14 protein-coding genes and 1 tRNA gene are annotated in these 20065 nt (G+C 39.2%); 5 read left to right on the top strand and 10 right to left on the bottom strand.

Annotated elements, in window-relative coordinates:
• Position 1: 1 nt before the first annotated feature.
• From R3D71_03785 to R3D71_03775, 3 genes are all read right to left on the bottom strand, one after another.
• The gene (locus tag R3D71_03785; protein MEZ5690767.1) at positions 2-142 is read right to left on the bottom strand and encodes a hypothetical protein; all 141 of its coding nucleotides are present in this window, start codon (positions 140-142) and stop codon (positions 2-4) included.
• Positions 143-553: 411 nt separating this feature from the next.
• Positions 554-1513, bottom strand: coding sequence for a 4-hydroxy-3-methylbut-2-enyl diphosphate reductase (ispH, locus tag R3D71_03780; GenBank protein MEZ5690766.1), 960 nt, complete (start codon positions 1511-1513; stop codon positions 554-556).
• A 159-nt stretch (positions 1514-1672) separates the two neighbouring features.
• Positions 1673-2557, bottom strand: a complete 885-nt coding sequence (locus R3D71_03775; protein MEZ5690765.1) for a carbon-nitrogen hydrolase — start codon at positions 2555-2557, stop codon at positions 1673-1675.
• Between the two features lie 173 nt (positions 2558-2730).
• Between R3D71_03775 and R3D71_03770 the strand changes: the two genes are divergently transcribed.
• The 3 genes from R3D71_03770 (at position 2731) to R3D71_03760 (ending at position 7315) form a co-directional block, all read left to right on the top strand.
• A tRNA-Met gene (locus R3D71_03770) sits at positions 2731-2805 on the top strand.
• A 151-nt stretch (positions 2806-2956) separates the two neighbouring features.
• Positions 2957-4111, top strand: coding sequence for an efflux RND transporter periplasmic adaptor subunit (locus tag R3D71_03765; GenBank protein ID MEZ5690764.1), 1155 nt, complete (start codon positions 2957-2959; stop codon positions 4109-4111).
• Positions 4112-4120: 9 nt separating this feature from the next.
• The gene (locus R3D71_03760; protein MEZ5690763.1) at positions 4121-7315 is read left to right on the top strand and encodes an efflux RND transporter permease subunit; all 3195 of its coding nucleotides are present in this window, start codon (positions 4121-4123) and stop codon (positions 7313-7315) included.
• A gap of 138 nt (positions 7316-7453) precedes the next feature.
• Here R3D71_03760 and R3D71_03755 read toward each other — a convergent pair whose 3' ends face one another.
• The 4 genes from R3D71_03755 to addA all read right to left on the bottom strand — a co-directional run bounded on the left by R3D71_03755 (position 7454) and on the right by addA (position 13959).
• On the bottom strand, positions 7454-9376 hold the full coding sequence (locus R3D71_03755; protein ID MEZ5690762.1) for a prepilin-type N-terminal cleavage/methylation domain-containing protein: 1923 nt from the start codon (positions 9374-9376) through the stop codon (positions 7454-7456).
• Between the two features lie 31 nt (positions 9377-9407).
• On the bottom strand, positions 9408-10226 hold the full coding sequence (locus tag R3D71_03750) for a hypothetical protein (GenBank protein MEZ5690761.1): 819 nt from the start codon (positions 10224-10226) through the stop codon (positions 9408-9410).
• The gene (gene trxA / locus R3D71_03745; protein ID MEZ5690760.1) at positions 10219-10539 is read right to left on the bottom strand and encodes a thioredoxin TrxA; all 321 of its coding nucleotides are present in this window, start codon (positions 10537-10539) and stop codon (positions 10219-10221) included. The genes R3D71_03750 and trxA overlap by 8 nt, the downstream gene beginning before the upstream one ends.
• Before the next feature lie 102 nt (positions 10540-10641).
• Positions 10642-13959, bottom strand: a complete 3318-nt coding sequence (gene addA, locus R3D71_03740) for a double-strand break repair helicase AddA (GenBank protein MEZ5690759.1) — start codon at positions 13957-13959, stop codon at positions 10642-10644.
• Positions 13960-14148: 189 nt separating this feature from the next.
• On the opposite strand from addA, the gene R3D71_03735 reads away from it, so the two are divergent.
• Positions 14149-14595, top strand: a complete 447-nt coding sequence (locus R3D71_03735; protein MEZ5690758.1) for a DUF1465 family protein — start codon at positions 14149-14151, stop codon at positions 14593-14595.
• 294 nt (positions 14596-14889) lie between these two features.
• Here R3D71_03735 and addB read toward each other — a convergent pair whose 3' ends face one another.
• Positions 14890-17829 carry a double-strand break repair protein AddB gene (gene addB / locus R3D71_03730; GenBank protein MEZ5690757.1) on the bottom strand — a complete coding sequence of 980 codons (2940 nt, stop codon included), beginning with the start codon at positions 17827-17829 and terminating at the stop codon, positions 14890-14892.
• Positions 17830-17917: 88 nt separating this feature from the next.
• Here addB and R3D71_03725 point away from each other — a divergent pair, with 88 nt between their 5' ends.
• Positions 17918-19558, top strand: a complete 1641-nt coding sequence (locus R3D71_03725) for an AAA family ATPase (protein MEZ5690756.1) — start codon at positions 17918-17920, stop codon at positions 19556-19558.
• Positions 19559-19564: 6 nt separating this feature from the next.
• Here R3D71_03725 and R3D71_03720 read toward each other — a convergent pair whose 3' ends face one another.
• Together R3D71_03720 and R3D71_03715 are read right to left on the bottom strand one after the other, a co-directional pair.
• The gene (locus R3D71_03720; GenBank protein ID MEZ5690755.1) at positions 19565-19720 is read right to left on the bottom strand and encodes a hypothetical protein; all 156 of its coding nucleotides are present in this window, start codon (positions 19718-19720) and stop codon (positions 19565-19567) included.
• A gap of 50 nt (positions 19721-19770) precedes the next feature.
• Positions 19771-19950, bottom strand: a complete 180-nt coding sequence (locus R3D71_03715; GenBank protein MEZ5690754.1) for a Trm112 family protein — start codon at positions 19948-19950, stop codon at positions 19771-19773.
• Between the last annotated feature and the right edge of the window lie 115 nt (positions 19951-20065).

Raw genomic sequence — 20065 nt, 5'->3', positions numbered from 1 at the left:
GCTACCGCTGCTGGACTGCTATCCCTCGCATGGAGCATAGCTTCCTCCTACGCTCTTTGAGCTTAGGCGGACAGGCAGGGCTGGCACGACCTGCTGGCAGTTTTTTATATTCGCCTCCGGTATTTCCTACTGGAAATACCATAAGGCATTGCTGAAGGCTCACTCGGTCTACTGACCGAGTTTCTTGTTCCTCATCTTTACGAATATCCCCTCTCCCTCTGGGAGAGGGTTAGGGTGAGGGGTATTTTCTATATTCACCTCCGAGATTTCTGCTGAAAATCTCATGAGGCAGTTTCTTGTTTCCTAAACACTATTCCCCATAGCCTAACGACATGGCGATTGCATTTTGGGGGTATCAGACACTGAACGTGACACTGTCATGCCGTCTTTATGACGGCACCCAGTTGTGAAAAGCAGAGCTTTTTACTGGATTGCTCTGCAACCCACCAGACCCCGCTAACCACGTGCGGGGTGACATTGTATCCAAATGCGATTGACATAGTGCATAGGGTGGTTTTCTACTGGTCGCACTTCTTGTTCCCTAATGCCTACACTAAGCCTTACGCCTAACCATTACTTCTCCGGTAACTTCAGGTGGCAACTTGAAACGGGTGTTTTCAGTAATCCCCAATAGATCACCAACCTTAGATGGTCTTATTTTTGAAATGGCTTCCACTACACCTGTTACTAAATGCTCGGGAGCGGAAGCTCCAGCGGTTATACCAACTGAATCTATCTGTAAAAACCAATCAGGATTTATATCTTTAGCGTCATCAATAAGGTAAGCTTTCTTGCCAATCTCCTCAGCTAAATCCCGCAAACGATTAGAGTTTGAACTATTCGCCGAGCCAACTACCAACACCATATCTACTTGTCCAGCCAGTTCCCTCACTGCGTTTTGACGGTTCTGGGTAGCATAACATATATCGCGCAGTTCTGGACCAGATATATTTGGAAAACGCTGTTTAAGAGCGTCTATAATATCCTTAGTATCATCAACGCTAAGAGTAGTTTGAGTAACATAAGCGAGTTTTTCAGGGTTCTTCGCGTCAAGAGTTCTAACATCCTCAACATTCTGTACTAAAAGCACGCCACCACGAACTCTGCCGCTTGTCCCCTCCACTTCTGGATGTCCGGCATGTCCGATAAGTATAATTTGTCTACCCTCATTTTCATAACGTTGAGCTTCTTTATGTACCTTCGTAACCAGCGGGCAGGTAGCGTCTATCACCGGAAGCTCTCTTAAAATAGCTGAATTTTCTACTCTCTCTGAAATACCGTGAGCGGAAAATACCGTAATGCCACCATCTGGTATCTCGCTTACCTTGTCTACAAATACCACGCCTTTACTTCTTAAATCCTCAACCACCCAGCGGTTATGCACTATTTCATGACGCACATATACCGGAGCGCCATATAGTTTTAATGCTCTTTCTACTATCTCAATAGCTCGATCCACCCCAGCGCAAAAACCGCGAGGACGAGCTAGAATTATTTTTAGTTTTTTACTCATAAAATAAAATTCTATAGTTATAACTGTTTAATTTTATTTTTATCCATAAAAATAAAATTGTTTTGCCCCCGTGAAAACCTACTGATTTTCACATGGAGCATGCTCACGGCTGACATGACCTACTGGTCATGCTTATCGCTTACTCTACGGCAAAAACCCTTAACCATTTTTCAACCAACGTGAGGTAATTCCGCCATAAAGGTCTATTCTCCGGTCACGAAAGAATGGCCAATTGCGACGAGTTTGCTCTATAAGTGATAGATCTATATCCGCGCTCACTATCTCTTCCTTATCATTACTACCCATAGCCAAAATCCTACCAAAAGGATCGGCTATAAAGGAATGTCCAAAAAACTCAAGCCCATCACCAACAGTTACCTCATGACCAACACGATTTACCGAAGCGACAAATACGCCATTAGCTATAGCGTGACTACGTTGGATGGTCTCCCATGCCTCAATCTGTGATTTCCCAAATTCCTCTTTCTCCGCCGGATGCCAACCAATGGCGGTTGGGTAAAATAATATCTCAGCTCCCTGCATAGCGGTAAGCCTAGCCCCTTCTGGATACCATTGATCCCAGCAGATTAAGGTTCCTACCCTACATAATGCCGTATCATGCGCCTTAAAACCCGTGTCACCCTGAGCAAAATAATATTTTTCTTCAAACAGCGGATCGTGCGGAATATGTGATTTACGGTATTTTCCTGCCAGTTTGCCATTAATATCTGTTATCGTAGCGCTATTATAATATAATCCGGCTGCCGCCTTCTCAAAAATAGAGCCAACAATGACCATTTTCGTTTCTCTGGCGATCTTGCCAAGACGTTCACTAGTCTTACCTGGTATGGGCTCTGCTATGTCAAATTTACTTATATCTAATTTTTGACAGAAATAATCACTTAGAAACAACTCAGGTAGGCAAGCAATCTTTGCTCCATCGCTCGCCGCCTGTCTAAGCATTTGCTCCGCCTTATCCATGCTTTTATCAATGTCAGAAGAGCACCGCATCTGAATAAGAGAAACCTTAAATGATTTATTCATAAAAACCTCAAAAAACTATACATAATTTGTATATGGTTAAAAATTGACTATATTAATTAGCGGTTATACACAATTAATAAAAGCATAATCGTAATTTTTGCTTGATTTTTTGCTCGGTAGCACTTAATTGCTATCTTCTTACTTTATTGTTAGAATAGTCTGTTTTTGATTGTGGCTCGGTAGCTCAGGGGTAGAGCAGGGGAATCATAATCCCTTGGTCGGGTGTTCAAATCACCCCCGAGCCACCATAATTTGTAAATAAATTATAGTTATTTCACTTTATTTTCAATCTATTAAACAACTAGTTTTTTATATATAACAATCGTTTTTTATAGATGACGAGTTACTCTCAATACTATATAAACATCATGTCATAAAAAATATATTGCCTGTAATATCATGTCCCGTCCCTTAATAAAAATAGTTATAGCAGTATTTGTTATTATAGCTTCCTACTATGCTTATAGTCGTTTTTTCGCCAGTGGTGGCGATATGATGGCTGGACAGAATATGGGACCTACTCCCGTTGATGTCGCCAGTGTTATAAAACGCAACCTAAGACCATGGAATGAGTTTTCAGGAAAGCTGGCGTCAGTTGATTATGTTGAGATACGCCCGCAAGTGTCTGGGGAGATAGAATCCGTCCATTTTAAGGATGGTAGTGATGTAAAAGAAGGCGACCTGTTATTTACCATAGACCCCCGCCCTTTTGAGGCTAATCTTAAATCCGCTGAGGCAGCGTTTTCTTTAGCTAAAGCAGAGCTTGCACGCGCGCAATCTTTACTAAAAAGCAAAGATATATCGAAAAGCAATTATGACCAACGGAAAAATAGCTTTCTTACATCTGAAGCAGCTGTTATCCGTGCCCGTCTTGATCTTGAATATAGTAAAATAACCGCTCCCGTATCCGGTCGGATAAGTAGAGCGGAAATTACCGAAGGCAATATAGTAAACTCAACTCCTAATCCTTCGTTGCTTGCTACCATCGCCTCATATTCTCCTATTTACGCTGAATTTGATATGGACGAAAAAAACTTCATTGATTATGTGGAGTTGGGAGCTACAGCTAACGAAGCAGCGGCGCAAATACCAGTATTGCTAGAGATTGGTAATATAAAAATAAAAGGGCGTATAGCTTCTTTTGATAATAAGATAGACGTAGTATCAGGAACGGTCAGGGTACGGGCTATTTTTGATAATAGTGACGGCAAGCTAGTGCCGGGAATGTTTGCGAGAGTAAAAGTTGGTGAAGCCAAGAAACGTGATTTACTGCTGATAAGCGATAGAGCGATAGGTACCGATCAGGACAAAAAATTTGTTTATGTAATATCTGATGATAATAAGGCTCACAAACGCTATGTTACTTTGGGTAGTATGGTTGATGACTTAAGAATAATTTCAAAAGGACTAAAGCAAGGTGAGAAAATAGTCGTAAGTGGTATACAGCGCATCAGAATGCCAGAGCAGCCGGTACAACCAACAGTGGTTAATATGGGTGGTGGTAAACCGGACAGCAAAGGAGATACCAAAGATAAGACGGCTTCGAAAGACTAGGCTCTATTTATGAATATCTCAAAATTTTTTATTGATCGTCCTATATTCGCGTCTGTACTTTCCATATTGATATTTATCGCTGGATTCTTATCATTGTGGAAGTTACCTATCTCAGAATATCCAGATGTTACTCCACCGTCTATCGTAGTAAGCGCCCAGTATCCAGGAGCGAATCCAAAGGTGATAGCCGATACAGTCGCCGCCCCTCTTGAAGAACAAATAAACGGGGTTGAAGACATGCTGTATATGTCCTCGCAAGCGACTTCTGACGGACAGATGTCAATCACCATTACTTTCAAGATTGGGACTGATCCAGATAAAGCGCAACAACTTGTTCAAAATAGAGTAAATCAGGCTCTTCCCAGACTCCCTGATATTGTCCGCCAGTTCGGGGTGAATACTGTAAAAAGCTCGTCGGACCTTACTATGGTGGTACATATATTATCACCTGATAACAGATACGACACTCTGTATTTGAGTAACTACGCTACTCTTAACATAAAAGATAACATACAAAGAATTAATGGTGTTGGTCAGGTAAGAATTTTTGGTGGTAGCGACTATGCCATGCGTATTTGGTTAGATCCTGACAAAATAGCAGCGCTTAACATGAACGCGCAAGATGTAGTGAACGCTATAAGAGAGCAAAATGTACAGGTTGCCGCTGGTATCGTGGGAGCTTCCCCTATAGAGGATAATGTTGACTTGCAGCTTAGTATAAACGCGCAAGGCAGACTTAAAACTAAAGAAGAGTTTGATAATATAATTATCAAAACTGATACGGAAGGTAGAATAACCAGACTTAAAGACGTAGCGCAAACCGAGCTTGGTGCTTCACAATACAATATAGAATCTTATCTTGATAAAAAACCGGCAGTCGCTCTTGGTATATTTCAAGCCCCTGACTCAAACGCTTTAGAGATTTCCGATAATGTAAGAAAAACGATGGAAGAGCTAAAAGAAACTTTTCCTGAAGGTGTTGATTATACTATTGTTTACGATCCAACAATATTCGTGCGCGGTTCTATTAAAGCGGTAATACATACATTACTGGAAGCTATAGCGCTCGTTGTACTTGTCGTTATTGTGTTCCTACAAACTTGGCGTGCGTCTATAATACCACTTCTTGCGGTTCCGGTTTCTATTATTGGTACTTTTGGATTCCTATTGCTTATTGGTTTTTCCATAAACGCGTTATCTCTATTCGGATTGGTACTTGCCATAGGTATCGTGGTTGATGACGCTATAGTCGTGGTGGAAAATGTTGAACGAAATATAAGTGAGGGATTGTCACCAAAAGAAGCTACTTATCAGGCAATGCGTGAGGTAAGTGGTCCTATTGTCGCCATCGCCCTTACCTTAGTCGCGGTATTCGTGCCAATAGCTTTTATCAGTGGTCTGACTGGTAAATTCTACCAGCAATTCGCGATCACCATAGCTATATCAACTGTTATATCGGCAATAAATTCTCTTACTCTCTCACCAGCTATAGCAGCGATTCTCCTTAAAGGTCATGATGCTCCTAAAGATGCTCTTACCAGATTCATGGACAAATACTTTGGCTGGTTTTTTAATGGATTTAATAAAATATTTAAGTCTGGCTCTGATAAATACTCAAACAGCATCAGCGGAATTCTTGGGCACAAGAAAAAGGCTTTTTCTTTCTATATACTTTTATTGATACTTACCGCTTTTGGTTTTTATAAAGTTCCAACCGGCTATATTCCGATGCAAGATAAACAATATCTGATCGGAGCAGTTATACTTCCTGAAGGAGCATCACTTAGTCGTACTAAAGAAGTTATTAGTCAGATGTCGGAAATAGCTATAAAAAATGAAGGTGTGGCAAACGCTGTGGCTTTTCCAGGTCTTTCATTTTATGGTTTTACCGCCAGTTCAAGCGCTGGTATAGTATTCCTACCGCTCAAATCTTTTGAGGAAAGAAGCACGCCGGAACTTTCCGCCGAAGCGATAAAGAATAATCTAAGTATGCAGTTTGGTGCGATTAAAGACGCATTTATCATGGTTCTACAACCTCCTCCTGTTCGTGGACTTGGCACGTCTGGAGGCTTTAAGCTACAGATACAAGACCGGATTGATCTTGGGATAGAGACTATTGATTCCGTTAAAAACGCTATTCTTGGACAAGCTTATCAATCTCCTCAGCTTAACCCGATGCAAACCTATAGTAGCTATCAGATAAATGTTCCCCAGCTTTATGTTGATATAGATAGGACAAAGGCAAAACAGCTTGGCGTGGCGATAACTGATATATTTAGTGCGATGCAAATATATCTTGGCTCGTTATATGTAAATGATTTCAACAAATTTGGGCGCACTTATCGGGTTATTGTGCAAGCTGACGCAAAATTTAGAGCGCGTGCAGAAGATATTACCAAGATAAAAGTACGTAATATTGAAGGAAAAATGGTACCACTTGGTAGCATAATATCAGTAACTCATGGTTACGGACCAGAAAGAAGTACTCGCTATAACTCATACCGCTCTGCAGATATAAGCAGTAGCCCTGCTCTAGGATTTTCTAGCGGACAAGCGCAAGAAGTTATGGAGCGAATTGTAAAAAACACTCTGCCAAAAGGCATGAGTTATGAATGGACTGAGTTAAGCTATCAACAGATTCTGGCTGGTAATACGGCAATATTTGTCTTTCCTCTTTGTGTATTATTAGTGTTTTTGGTGTTGGCCGCTCAATATGAAAGCTTGGTGTTACCACTGGCGGTAATATTAATAGTTCCGATGTCATTATTATGCGCTATTTTTGGTGTATGGATGGCTAATAGCGACAATAATATATTCACTCAAATTGGGCTTATAGTACTGGTGGGACTAGCCTGTAAAAACGCTATTTTGATAGTGGAATTCGCAAGGGAGCTTGAACTTAATGGAAGCACACCATTTGAGGCGGCTGTGGAAGCGGCAAGGCTCAGGTTGCGCCCTATTCTTATGACCTCATTCGCTTTTATCATGGGTGTGGTTCCTCTGGTTCTTGCCAGTGGTGCGGGCGCGGAAATGCGTAACGCTATGGGCATCGCCGTATTTTCCGGTATGCTCGGAGTTACATTTTTCGGTCTATTCCTAACACCAGTATTTTATGTTGGTTTACGCCACCTAAGCGGCAAAAAGTTAGAGTCAGCTAGTGATTGTCCAATTCACTCTCATGAACATCCTGACGGGAGCAATTAGGCAACGAATTGCCTTTTTTGAGGAATTGGAAAGCTGGATAATTGTATAAATAGATGAGATATGCCTCATTCGCTCGCGCACTACGACAAGATAAGCGTGCAGATCAAAAGATTTTACAAAGGAGAATTAGAAACTCTATTAATGAGCAAATGCCGCCGGTCCACCAGTTGCATCAGCTAATACCTGATCCAACATTCTAATAGGTATAGTGCCAGCTGTTCCATCCGCTTGGAAATATCCATTCATTTGACTAACATAGCCAACTTTTCTTACAAATATGACTGGTGTCGCAGGTATTAATCCAACAAGATCTGTATTTCTACCCCTTGAACTAATCATATAGTTTGAATTTCTGGAAAAAGAAAAACTCATATCCGATCCTCCTGAATCAAAAACTAAGAATCCAACTAAATTTGTTGTAATCACATCATCATGCTCAATTTTGCGTATATACGTTCTAGAACTCCATGAATCATATATTAAATAGTTACTGTTAGGAGAAAATTTTAGCTTATAAATCGTAAAAAAACTACCAGAGCTCTTATCTAAAAAAATATCGGCGAGAGGAATAAACGCATATGTACTATCACCACGAATCCGCCAACTTTTCAAATAATTATCACAGAACCCCCCCGACATAATGCAACCGGCAATACTTAAATAATTACCATCAGGAGAAAATGTTAAAGAAGCTGGTGGATTGATGCTGGTAAATCCAGTGGGTTGGGTTATATCAGCGGCGGCAGAGCTAAAACTATCTCCTTTACGTTTATATATCTTAGAGGTATTCGTGGCACTGCGTATAGCGAGTAAATTAGCATTATGGGAGAATGAAAGCTCTAATATGTTGTTGGTGTGTGTAAGATCAGCAAGAGCGATGAATTTATCGCCTGATTGCTTCCATAAATGAATTGTCGGACTGCTAGTTCCACTGCTTATAGCAAGATAGCCATTATTGGAAAGCTCCATAACCGCTGTTGAGTTATAGGTACAGGCGGTATCAAAAGCGTTAGGCAAGTCTGTTAATGTTCCGTCATTATCTATTTTATAGAGGTTACATCCGGCGGCAGAGTAAGTAAGTAGATGTTTATTACCAGCGGTAAACGCTATTCCCATCACCTCATTAGTTGGCAGCGGTTCAAGATCCGCTTGTTTTATAAACGCACCACACTGATTTTTATATGTATATACCGTACCGGTCGTAGTTTTTACATAGGCAACCGCAAGATCAGGCCCCCTGTAACCATCGTCACCAGCCATATCCTCATCGGTTGTTAGTTGCCAGCGTTCTTTGTAGCGCACTATATCATCAAAGTAATTAGCCGCTGTTACCTCGTTGAGATTATTGCTTCTTTGTATGTAATCACCATAATAAGTCGTATCCGCAGCCGAAGAGTCGCAGTGGCAGTTAGCAAGCTCATCAGTGTTTGTACTGCCAGAATTATATCGGGTACTACCAGTTTTAGGATACGCGCCGTGTCCGTTCTTACCATAACTTATGAGCGCGTAAACAGCGCTATTAGAACGGTAAGCCCCGCTAGCATCTTTTATTCGTATTGAAGTATTAGCCACACACTCACTACTTTTCAATAAGATACGACCTTTAGCGTTTGTTATAACAAACTCAGGATTAACCGCATAAGCTACCTTTCTATTCCAGCCGTCATATATAAAATCTTTTGGCAAACCAAGTGTAGTAATCGGCACAGCACCTTCTGCTGCTTTATACTTATAAACCGAGTTTGTACTGAAATTAGCTGCTGGCGTGAACCCTTCGCAAGTATCATTAGTATTTACAGCCTCTACCCCATAATTAGAATCAGTCTTGGCAAGTGTCGCGTCCGCAGGACAAGGCAGTCTTCCATTTTTCTGCCAGAAGGTAAATAACGCCTTTTCTATTGTATCAAGACGGTTTTCAGTCGCCACTCTTTTGGATGATTCTATAATATCTCGTGATAAATAAAATGCGCTACCACTTATTAGACCAATAATGACCAACACCACAGCCAGCTCAATTAAAGTAAAAGCTTTGTGATTAAAGTTTTTATGTAAAGATTTCATGCTATTAATTGTCTTAAAAAACAATTAATAATCACTTAATTCCATATTTGGTAAATGGCAGAGAAGAGTTAGAAAATCTTTGTCGTGCCTCCTCTAAAGATTTGGGAAATAGAGGTAAATTATACATTGGTAGTGAAGCGTCACCATATATTTGCTCTGTAATTTCTGGTTTATTTTCTAAACCATAATGAATAGAGGCTAAAATTACCTCTATTACTTTGGCAATATCAGCATCTGTGCCCGCCACCCTATGCTCAATCCGTTTATTATCAGGAGATGAATCAGGAAGTCGTAAGGCAGTAGTGCGGTTATTAGCTGCCCAGCTTATGTTTACTGGCGCGTTCCTACCAGCGACAAAGCGGTTATATGACTGTTCATATGGCGCGAATATCCACATCGTATCAGGAAGCCAGAGTAAAAGTCCGGCGATGCTATATTTAAGTATATTGCTTATATATTCGTCTTTTTTATGGAACTGGTTTACTCCAGCGTCATCCTCAAGATGTATATGTATATGCAAACCACTACCATAATCATCAGGAAGTGGCTTCGCTGAAAAATCAGCTCTTAATGAATGCTTATCCACAAGTTCCGCTATAAGCGATTTTGTCTTGTTTATATCAGATATTATTTTTGTAATGTCGCTATTTGGCTTTACGGCTACTTCATATTGCCCCTTGCCTTTTTCTTGTTCTATGCTGAAGACATCAATAGAATTACCCGACAAAACACTGGAAAGCTCCAACAGAAAACTATCAGGGATAAGCTGACCGTCATTTGCGAAAATATAAAATTCTATCTCGCAAGCTATAACCGGACGTAAGCCGAAGTCTGAATAAATATCAGGCAATAGATGAATCTACCCATTCAAGAAGTTTACTTTTAGGTAGTGAGCCAACTTTTGTGGATACCGCTTTTCCGTCCTTAAAAATAATCAGAGTTGGGATACCACGTACACCAAACTTTTGTGGTGTCGCTGGATTCTTATCAATATTTACCTTAACTACGGTGATTTTTCCTTCACGTTCACTGGCTATTTCATCCAAAACAGGAGCTATTTGACGGCAGGGACCACACCATTCAGCCCAAAAATCCACTAAAAAAGCACCCGTAGCATTTAACACCTTTTCCTCAAAATCACCATCATCAATATGTAATGTCATAAAATCCTCTTTTTGTTATAATATCATTATAATATTACTTGTTATATATATTTAGGGATTGGTTCATAATACGTCAAGCTCGTAAGTTATTTATAATTAAGGTTACCCCAATTCCTTCAATAAATCATCGTTAACAATATCAAGCCTCGCTCGTACCGTCCACAGCAAAGCACAATGTATTTCCTTATCTGGATAGATTTTTTTAAGTAACAGGCGGTATAGATTAAGCTGTTTTATATAAGCTGCTGGTATATGCTCAGGTGAGGATGGCGGGTAATTATTGCTTTTGAAGTCTATTATCCAAACATCTGTTTTACCAATATATAATCTATCTATCTGACCTGATACGGAAACTATCTTACCTTTTAGCTCAACATTACCAACTATTGGTACTTCAGCAAGCGAACCTTCCGCGAATAAAAAGGAGAATTCTGGATTATTAACGATATTCATCACGTCACTTATAGATTTATCTATCACTTGCCTGTCAATAAGTGAAGAAAACTTATCAGCTATTATAGCTGCCGTTTCCCTTCTTTTGCTAGCTTGCTGCGCTGGTAAATATTGTAGCAGCAAATGTACCAATTTGCCTGATACAAAGTTATTTTTTCCAGCAAGAGGAGAGATAGCAGCTGGCATCTGTTCGGCAAGCTTTGATGGAGTAATTGGCTTAACTGGAGCCTGTTCGGCTGGTATAGCCCTGCCTAAGAATGAAAAATCATTTTCCGATTCTTCTGAGACTGTCTTCAGATTATTATTTTCCACTTGCTCATAAAAATTTTCTTTTTCTAATTCACCAATTCTCAGCCCTTGTCCAAAAATTGTATCAAATGGAGTCGCTATATCCCGCATACCGTTTTTTACAAGCTGATACCAACTATCCTCGCTAGGTTCTTTTTTAACGCTAGCGCCATATATGTAGAGCCTATCCTCCGCACGGGTCAGCGCCACATATAGTAAACGGCGATATTCATCCAAAAATCTACCCTTTAATTCCTCATAACATTTTGTGTATTTGTCAGGTTTATGAATATCGGTTGGACAACATATGGGTATATCGTCAAACCATAATATATCATCTTGCTCATTATGAGATGGCACTGATAGAGTGTCAGGTAGGATTACTATTTTTGACTGTAAGCCCTTAGAACTATGGACTGTCATAATACGCACAAAATCTCTGCCTTGTTCCATGTCGCGTTTTACATCACCACTACCTGAAGTAAACCAACTAATAAAACCTTGCAAAGACTTAGGGTATGATTTTTCATAAATTATAATCTGACGCATAAACTCGTCTATTGGATCGGCTATCTCTTCTCCCATGCGCCCGATAAAACTAGAGTAAGCTCCAAGATTATTTAGTAAGTATGAGTATAATTCAAATGGTGATATGAAATCTGTTTTCGCTCTTAGGTCACACAAAATCTCATAACTAGCCGAAAATTTTTTACTTTCTGAGAGTTTTTTCCACAAAGTTGTATCACCACGCCCATAAGCCAATTCGAATAAATCATCATCGCTTAAATTAAATATTGGGCTTTTAAGACATGATGCCAAAGTTAGATCATCATCCGGCAATAGTAAAACCTCACCAAGAGCGATTAAATCACGTACTGCCAGATTCTCTGATAATACCATACGGTCACTACCAGCGACCGCCACCCCTCTTCTCTTTAATGCCCTAACCAAACTATCAGCGAACCAAGTGCGTTTTCTAAGCAAAATCATTATATCACCGGCTTTTGCCTCTTTTTTGTCAATCCATCCTTTAATAGTCTCGGCGATATGTTTTACCAGCTTTGCTTTAGGAGAGTTAAAACCGCTAGCTTTAGATTCATCTTCTTCCTTTATAAATAATGGCCATAGTTCCACCAAGCCAGTATGATTTTTACGGATAACCTCATGTGACATTTTCTTATCTGAGAAGGTCACGCCTTTTCTCGCTTTGTCGCTAACAAAGACACTATCTACCAATTTTAATACGGATTTTGTGGAGCGGTATGATTTTATCAGATCCAGAGAGTGAAATTCTTTTCCCGATGACTCTATCAAATCGGTGAAATATTTTTTCCTTCTTTCAAACTCTTTGACATCAGCACCCTGAAAGCTGAATATTGACTGCTTTTCATCTCCGACGATAAATAAAGACCTATCTTTGTCGCGCGCGCCCTCTCCCGCGAAAAACTCTTTCACCAGACAATTTATAATTTGCCATTGTAAAGGGCTGGTATCCTGCGCCTCATCTACTAGAACATGGTCAACCCCGCCATCAAGTTTGAATAACACCCACTCTGACATTCCAGATATTGAGAGAAGTCTATTCGCCTCTATTATGAGGTCATCATAATCCATCCATCCATGTGACTTTTTTATTGCCTCATAATCAGCAAGCAAAGAAGCGGTTATAACCAGTAAGTTAAAACTATACTCAATTATTCGTAAGGAATTACGATCGTCATGAAACTTAGCGACCCGCCTTTGCTCACCAACTATATATTCTTTCATTAGTTCACTAATGGCGGTGTTTTTGGTAAAAAGACGTTTTCTTGGTTCTGACTTATCAGTTAAGAAAATTTTTATGTAATCTTCAATAATTTCTTGCCTTTTATCAGGGGAGTTTAACCAATACGCTATATTATCTCCGATTTTTTGATCGTTTTTACTATCAGAAGTAATTAAAATATCCGCGGCTTGCCTAAGAATAGAGATAGTATTTTCATCATAATTAAAACTTTCCATGAACAAGCTGTGATAATCAGTTTTATTTGGCAGTGAGAAAAAATCGTATAATTTTTTCCTGATTTCACTAATGTCAGTGCTGTATTGTAAAAATAGTGAAAATTTTGATTTATTCTTGATAATTTCATTCATCAGCTTGTTAAATCTGAATTCACTGGTATTACCGCCAATAAAATCAATTGATTGTTTTAACGTAACATCGTGAGATAGAGCATTACTAAATAGACGCAAGCGAGCTTCTGCCATTGACTCACCTACATCGTGTTCGTCCATTACTGAAAAATAAGGATTTATATTTGCCTCTAGCGGGAATCTTCTAAGTAATGACTGGCTAAAGCTATGTATTGTCTGGATATTGATTGAGTTTGGACTTTCTATAAGCTGGGCGAATAAACTTCTCGCTCTAAGCAGTATTTCCGCAGAACATTCTTTATCAGTCAGATAACTAACTTTTTCCTTCAATTCCTTCTCATCCGCCATTACCCAAGAGGCAAGAGAGTCAAGAATACGTTTTGACATTTCAGCGGCGGCGGCCTTAGTAAAAGTGATACACAATATTTTGTCAGCCTCTATCCCAGAAATCAGCAAACCAAGCACTCTATTGGTCAAAAGACTGGTTTTTCCAGAACCAGCATTAGCGGATACAAAAGAACAAGTCTCTGGATTAAAAAGATAAATAGGCTTTTTTCCCGTAGAAATAGAAATTGTTACAACTCCTGTAACTTAGTTAAAATTTTTATATCCAATCATGGACTTTGTAATAAAAGATTAATAAATACCCTAGAAAAATCATGGTATAATGTTTAATATTAGGTTAAAACATAGCCAGACAGTTAAATATTAATAATTAAAATAACAAAGGACAAAATGAGAACAGATATATATATAAATCAAAAAAGCATACCAGAAAATATTTTATTTATGCCTGGTCTTTATAATGACGCTATGGAGTTGTTACAAGAGTCACAAAAATATTTCACCGAATATGGTCCAAGAGATAGAGCGAAACTGCCTGCCAACGTGTTATTATTATACTCCTGTGAAATGTCACGGATAACTCTTAGATTATCAAGCGTTATGTCATGGTTGCTGATGCAAAGAGCGATCGCTGCCGGAGAAGAAGGAGCCGATTATGATAGTATGTACGGCTTAGACTTTAACGAGAGCTGCCTTATTGATAACAGAGCTGTGCATGGAGTATTACCACCTTATGTATGCCATCTTCTTGATAGCTCGTTAGAGCTTTATGAAAGAGTTCTACGTCTCGCTGAACAAGGACAACAACAAAAGAAAGTAGTTGTAAATATACATTAGGATGATTATTTTACTTCGTCTCCGAGATTTTTAGTAGGGAACAGGGGAATCGGGGAGTTGGAGAAATGAGGAGTTGAAGAAAAGATTCCTCCATCCGCTTACGCTCAGTCGGAATGACAGTGACGACTGGAAATGTCATCCCGAGTACAGCCGAGGGATCTTTTATATTGCTCCTTAGATATTTTCTGCTAAAAACCATTTTTATTCATCCCCGTGAAAATCTACTGTCTTTCACATGGGATACAGCTTCGCTGACTGTGACTCTTGTTCCTTAATGCCTAATGCCTATTCCTCTCATCCTTCCCATTCGCTCCTACGGATTAAATGTTCATAGTCATTATAAGCGTCATCACTAAATTCCCGTACCTTATATGGCATGTCCTCGTTATTAAATTCTCGCGTGAGATTAACAAATTCACACATAGCTTTGTCAGCATCAGTGTTTGCTACATTTATCTCAGTTTTATCTGGAACAATTCTCCAATACTCCATTCGTGATACATCAGAATTTTTTAGCTTTATTGAATTAGCGTAGCAATCGCCATTCTTTACGATGAATGATGATAGAGGCAACTGATTAGCTTCCCCTTTTTTAATATCTGACTGTTTAGGAATATTTCCTGTTTTATAATCAACTAAAATATAGCTACCATCTTCCAGTAACTCTAGCCTATCTATCCTTGCGGTTAGAGTAAATTTTTTATCATCAATATCACAGGAATAACTACTATTTACCTCACTATAAATCACTGAATTAACATTTTTACGCCTGCTTTCCTCTTGGCTAGCCAACCAATCAATAACCGCTATAAAACGTGGTCTCCATAAACAAACAACAGAAGGCTTGTTAGCGAACTCTTTTAATTCCGCCTCAAAAAGACCTAGAATATAGCCTCTTATATCATTTTTATTTATCTTACCTTGATAATCCTTATTAAATTTTTCCATTACTTTGTGTACCATAATACCAAAATCAGCGGAATTGGGCTGGCGATCCAAATCATCAAGTTTTTTAAGGTTAAGTATATAACGAGCGTAAATATAATATGGTTCTTTTATCCATTTATCCACCGCTGTTACTGGCAGTTTATTAGGACGAGAAGAAATAGGAGGACGTGGCGATGGAGCTGATATGAGATCTATATTCGCTGGTTTTTCTATATATTCTTTTGCTTTGGCAAAATAACTATATTTGCTCATACCGCGAAATTTTTCTGGATGGCGAGATGATAATAAAGTTGTCATACGTACCCACCAACGTGACGGCATGGTCGGCACACCGGAATCTTTTTTCGCTCTAGTAAGTAAAACCTCTTTAGCGAACAACCATCCCGAAAAATCGTGCGCGCCCTGCCCAATTATCTTTTCATGAGGTGGCAAACCTAGCTCGTCTCTTTGCGCCCTACTCATCCATGAATCGGTTTTCTGGTTTTGCGGCCATACACCCTCATTCAGCCCTCCTAAAATAACATAATCATAATTTTGCAAACGAGCTTCAACCGGACTTAATATATGTAAACGTGGATGAATATTAAGAAATGGTCTGTAAGTTTCGTCAGCGAGTAAAGAATCAAACAAAAATGGATATATCATTGGATCGGTCATTGGAAAAATGTCTGACTGCGCTAACCATCCCGTAATTACATCTGACATAGCTTTGCCGGCTTCATTCTCCCACAATATATCATCTCCATTTTTTTCATCGGTAGAAGCAAGCCAAGTGGCAAATCTTATATGCTCAGCGAGCAATTCCTCAAACTTCGCTTTCTGTATTTTTCCTTTGCTTTCCGTGATAAAAAACTCAAAAAACTTTCGTGATTTTTCCTCAAAAATGGTAAGGAAGTTGATAAGATCGTCGCTTATCCTCTCATTACTGACAGCGGCTTCCAATAAACCGGATATAGATTTTTCAACACGAACTCCACGCAATAACAACAACTCCAATTCTCTTGAGAGCTTGCGGCATTTCGCTGGACTCATTCCGCCTGCCGCCAAAGGATGACGCAGTAATGCGAGAAGTTTAACCGGTGACGCTCTGCACGCTATCATATCAGCGCATAAGCGTAAAAAACATCCTTGTGGACAGTCAGCGAGTTTACTTCCGGCGGAATCATCAATCGCTATGCCAAATCTCCATAACTGATTTGACACCATACGCGCCAATTTTCTGTCATTGGTTATAAGGACTCCTGTTTTACTAGGTGTCTCAAGAACTTCACGCATTGATATGGCTATTGATAACGCTTCATCAAACTCACTTTCAGTCTCTAAAAAGCCTATTCCACTTAATGCCTCAGGCGGAGGAAGTTCTATATTTTTCCAAAAGGCTGTAGATTCCGCTGGCAAAAAAATTGCTCTTATATAATCCTCCATATGTGACGAGTCAGTGGATGGCTCACATAAATACCCAACATCCACTCGAGATATTTTCATTCTCCCAAGAAGATCCTTAAGAGTATATTGAGGATGGGTTTTCCCAATAATCTCCCAATCAGTATCCCCCATGTTTTTATCAAGGTGTGGTAGTATCACTTTACCATTTGGAAGGCTAGCGATAACCTTAAGTAAATCCGCAACCGCTGGTTGACTACCAGTAGAACCGGCGGCGATTACCGGATAGGTAGGCGGATTATTCTCCCATAACTTACATACTGATGATAAAAGCGTTACGTGATAATGGGCAGGATCTACCACATTGTCATTTTCCAGTATTTTTTGCCAACTATCCGATATAATGGAAAGGAAATCTAATGTCATTTGCCAGTGTGAGGCGAGATTATCTGGAACCAGAGTGGATAATTTAGTTAGATCAATCCTGTTTCTATGCACCTCATCAATTAAACCGGCTAATTCCCTAGCTAATTCCACTGATTGAGAGATATTATGTCCTTTTTCACCCTTATCATGAAAATCAGCGACCAGTTTTGTAAGTAAAAAATGCCTGCGTGTTTTGTCAATAGGGCGGCACGCATCTAAGCTAATGTCTAATATATCGGGGAAAAATATTTCCTCCTCAATATCACCAATGCCTAATATTCGTGGTAATAATAGAGGTTTACCATCCGCGCAATCCAGAAAAATATCACGCATAACACGACAGGAGCGTCTATTTGGCAATAAAACCAATAGATTTATTAAATCTGTACCTTTATAATTAGTTAAAATATACTTAACTAACTCATATAGAAAGTTTATATTTGGTGGTAAAGTGAAACAATTACTAACTGACTTCATAGTATTTTAACCCCTAAAAAACTATAATTAGCCTAATATTTATTCATATCCAACATATAATTAACATCGTAAAAAGAAATAAAAAATTATGAATGACCATAAAGAAGACATAAAAAAATTATTAGCTAATGAGTTTAGAATATTATGGCTAGCTCATAAAAATGTCGGTCTTGACGGATATATGAATCTATATACCAATGAACAGCAAATTCCCTTCAGGTCTAAGGAAGAAGGATTAAGTTTTTGGTTCAATGAAGAACAGACAGAACACGCTATAGAAAAAATAATAGAATATTATCAAGATGGTAGACTTCCAAACAGCACTTTGCTGCTTAACCCGATTATTCACCACAAAGATAAAAATGATAACTACAAGCCAATTGGCTCAGGTATAGTTTGGTGTAGCGCGCTTAGTCTTGGCGTAAATAAACTAAATAATTTACCAACGGAGAGACTTGACGAGTTGGGAGTATTCGTTGGCAATTTTAATCGTGGTGGTAGTGAGAATAGTGGCCTTAAAGTAATAGGATTTTGCAACACACCACAACCACCTCTTGAGGATGGTAGAACCGTGGAGGGATGCAGGGAGTTGTACGAGATAACAGATATACAAAGCGACTTATACGCCAGCTCCTATTTTCTTTCTGGAATTTCCTATTTGACCAATAACGGTCTATTTCAGCATGATAATATAATGTCAATTTTTGCTGAAGAAGAATATTTGAGCATTGACGGCGATTTTATAAAAGAAATATCTATCTCATCACAACGTCTTTTAGATGCTGACAAATGCTGGAATGCTTATGAACGTCATCATTCTTTATATAAAAAATTTGGTATAAATATTGAGAATATTGATAATAATTTAAGACTATTCAACATGGTGGCAAAAGATATTAATCTGTTTGACGCGGCTGGTAGCGCTACCTCTGAGGAAGGTGATGATGAATTTCATTTTCTTATACCCGGTTTATTACCACGTGGCTCAGTAAGTCTTCTCGCCGCAGCTAATGGAGCCGGTAAAAGCACTATATCACATGAGTTATGTGTAATAACCGCGACCGACCATAGCAATGGGAACGCAAATCCCACATGGCTTGGACAACCGGTAGACATAAGTGAATGTGGCGGAGTTACCATATTCTTTTCTGGTGAGGATGGTCATCAGATATTTAGAGCGAGAGCAAAAATGCTTGATCCAGAAAATAAAGCAAACCGGCTAGTCTTTCAGCGTACTGATTTTGGAGAACATGTTAGCTTTTCACAACATATGAAAAACTTACGAAAAATTCCCGATGTCCCGCTTATAGTAATAGATCCAGCACGTAAATATTTATCCGGTGATGAAGATAATGCACAAGCGGTAAGTGATTTTTTTGATGCTATAGAAGATTTCGCCATAGAAAAAAATTCCGCGATCTTAGTTGTACATCATTTGAGTAAAGGATCATCTCCACAATCAGCAAAGGATGTACTGGATTGTCTTAGCGGTTCTCCAGTATTTGTTGACCGACCACGTGTGGTTATCGGTATGTATAATGACGGACCATATGTGGTTGCCGGTCTTTCCAAAAATAACATTCCACCCAATCTTGGTATGGTAACAGAAGAACGTGTATTCGCTAGAAACCCGAAAAATCTTAGCTTAATCTGGCTACCCGGAGAAGAAGGAATACGCAACGCTCCCCTAAGTGAGGAAGCAATAAAAGAGCTATCGCAAAACAAATAGCCGAATCTACACCTGATTGTTATTTACTGGGCGGCGCTCGCACGGGCTGCCCTCAGCGCCAACACACGGACTCTTAAGATCAGGCGGAGCATTGGAACAACCAGTAATCACGCTAAGTATAAAAGCGGTAAAAATAAGCTTGCGTGGAATTAAATTAAACATAGATACCTCACGTTAAAAATCATATAGTTCGTATTAATAATACCAGTTTATTATTTATTATCAAGCTTTCTCGCTTCCTCAACCAACATAACTGGTATCCCATCACGTACGGGATAGGCAAGAGAAGATTCTTCACTAATTAGCTCTTGCTTTTCAATATCATAGCGTAATCTACCCTTAGATAGAGGGCAAACTATTATCTCAAGCATAGTTTCGTCAAATTTAACCATAAAATAGCCGTAAACGTTAGTTATCGCGAAGGATAATTCTACAGATTATTTTTTATAAAGTAAATACTTGCAAAATGAAAAAGAACGCATATTATGCACTCCCTTGACGCATGTA

Source organism: Rickettsiales bacterium (assembly GCA_041396965.1).
Lineage (GTDB): Bacteria > Pseudomonadota > Alphaproteobacteria > Rickettsiales > SXRF01 > SXRF01.
Note: the sequence above shows the minus strand (reverse complement) of the source record. Positions and strands in the feature narration are given on the sequence as shown.

Bases quoted from the DNA above. Each gene is read 5' to 3' on its own strand.
- R3D71_03785 (MEZ5690767.1), bottom strand. From the start codon at position 142: ATGGTATTTCCAGTAGGAAATACCGGAGGCGAATATAAAAAACTGCCA.
- ispH (MEZ5690766.1), bottom strand. From the start codon at position 1,513: ATGAGTAAAAAACTAAAAATAATTCTAGCTCGTCCTCGCGGTTTTTGC.
- R3D71_03775 (MEZ5690765.1), bottom strand. From the start codon at position 2,557: ATGAATAAATCATTTAAGGTTTCTCTTATTCAGATGCGGTGCTCTTCT.
- R3D71_03765 (MEZ5690764.1), top strand. From the start codon at position 2,957: ATGTCCCGTCCCTTAATAAAAATAGTTATAGCAGTATTTGTTATTATA.
- R3D71_03760 (MEZ5690763.1), top strand. From the start codon at position 4,121: ATGAATATCTCAAAATTTTTTATTGATCGTCCTATATTCGCGTCTGTA.
- R3D71_03755 (MEZ5690762.1), bottom strand. From the start codon at position 9,376: ATGAAATCTTTACATAAAAACTTTAATCACAAAGCTTTTACTTTAATT.
- trxA (MEZ5690760.1), bottom strand. From the start codon at position 10,539: ATGACATTACATATTGATGATGGTGATTTTGAGGAAAAGGTGTTAAAT.
- R3D71_03735 (MEZ5690758.1), top strand. From the start codon at position 14,149: ATGAGAACAGATATATATATAAATCAAAAAAGCATACCAGAAAATATT.
- addB (MEZ5690757.1), bottom strand. From the start codon at position 17,829: ATGAAGTCAGTTAGTAATTGTTTCACTTTACCACCAAATATAAACTTT.
- R3D71_03725 (MEZ5690756.1), top strand. From the start codon at position 17,918: ATGAATGACCATAAAGAAGACATAAAAAAATTATTAGCTAATGAGTTT.
- R3D71_03720 (MEZ5690755.1), bottom strand. From the start codon at position 19,720: ATGTTTAATTTAATTCCACGCAAGCTTATTTTTACCGCTTTTATACTT.
- R3D71_03715 (MEZ5690754.1), bottom strand. From the start codon at position 19,950: ATGGTTAAATTTGACGAAACTATGCTTGAGATAATAGTTTGCCCTCTA.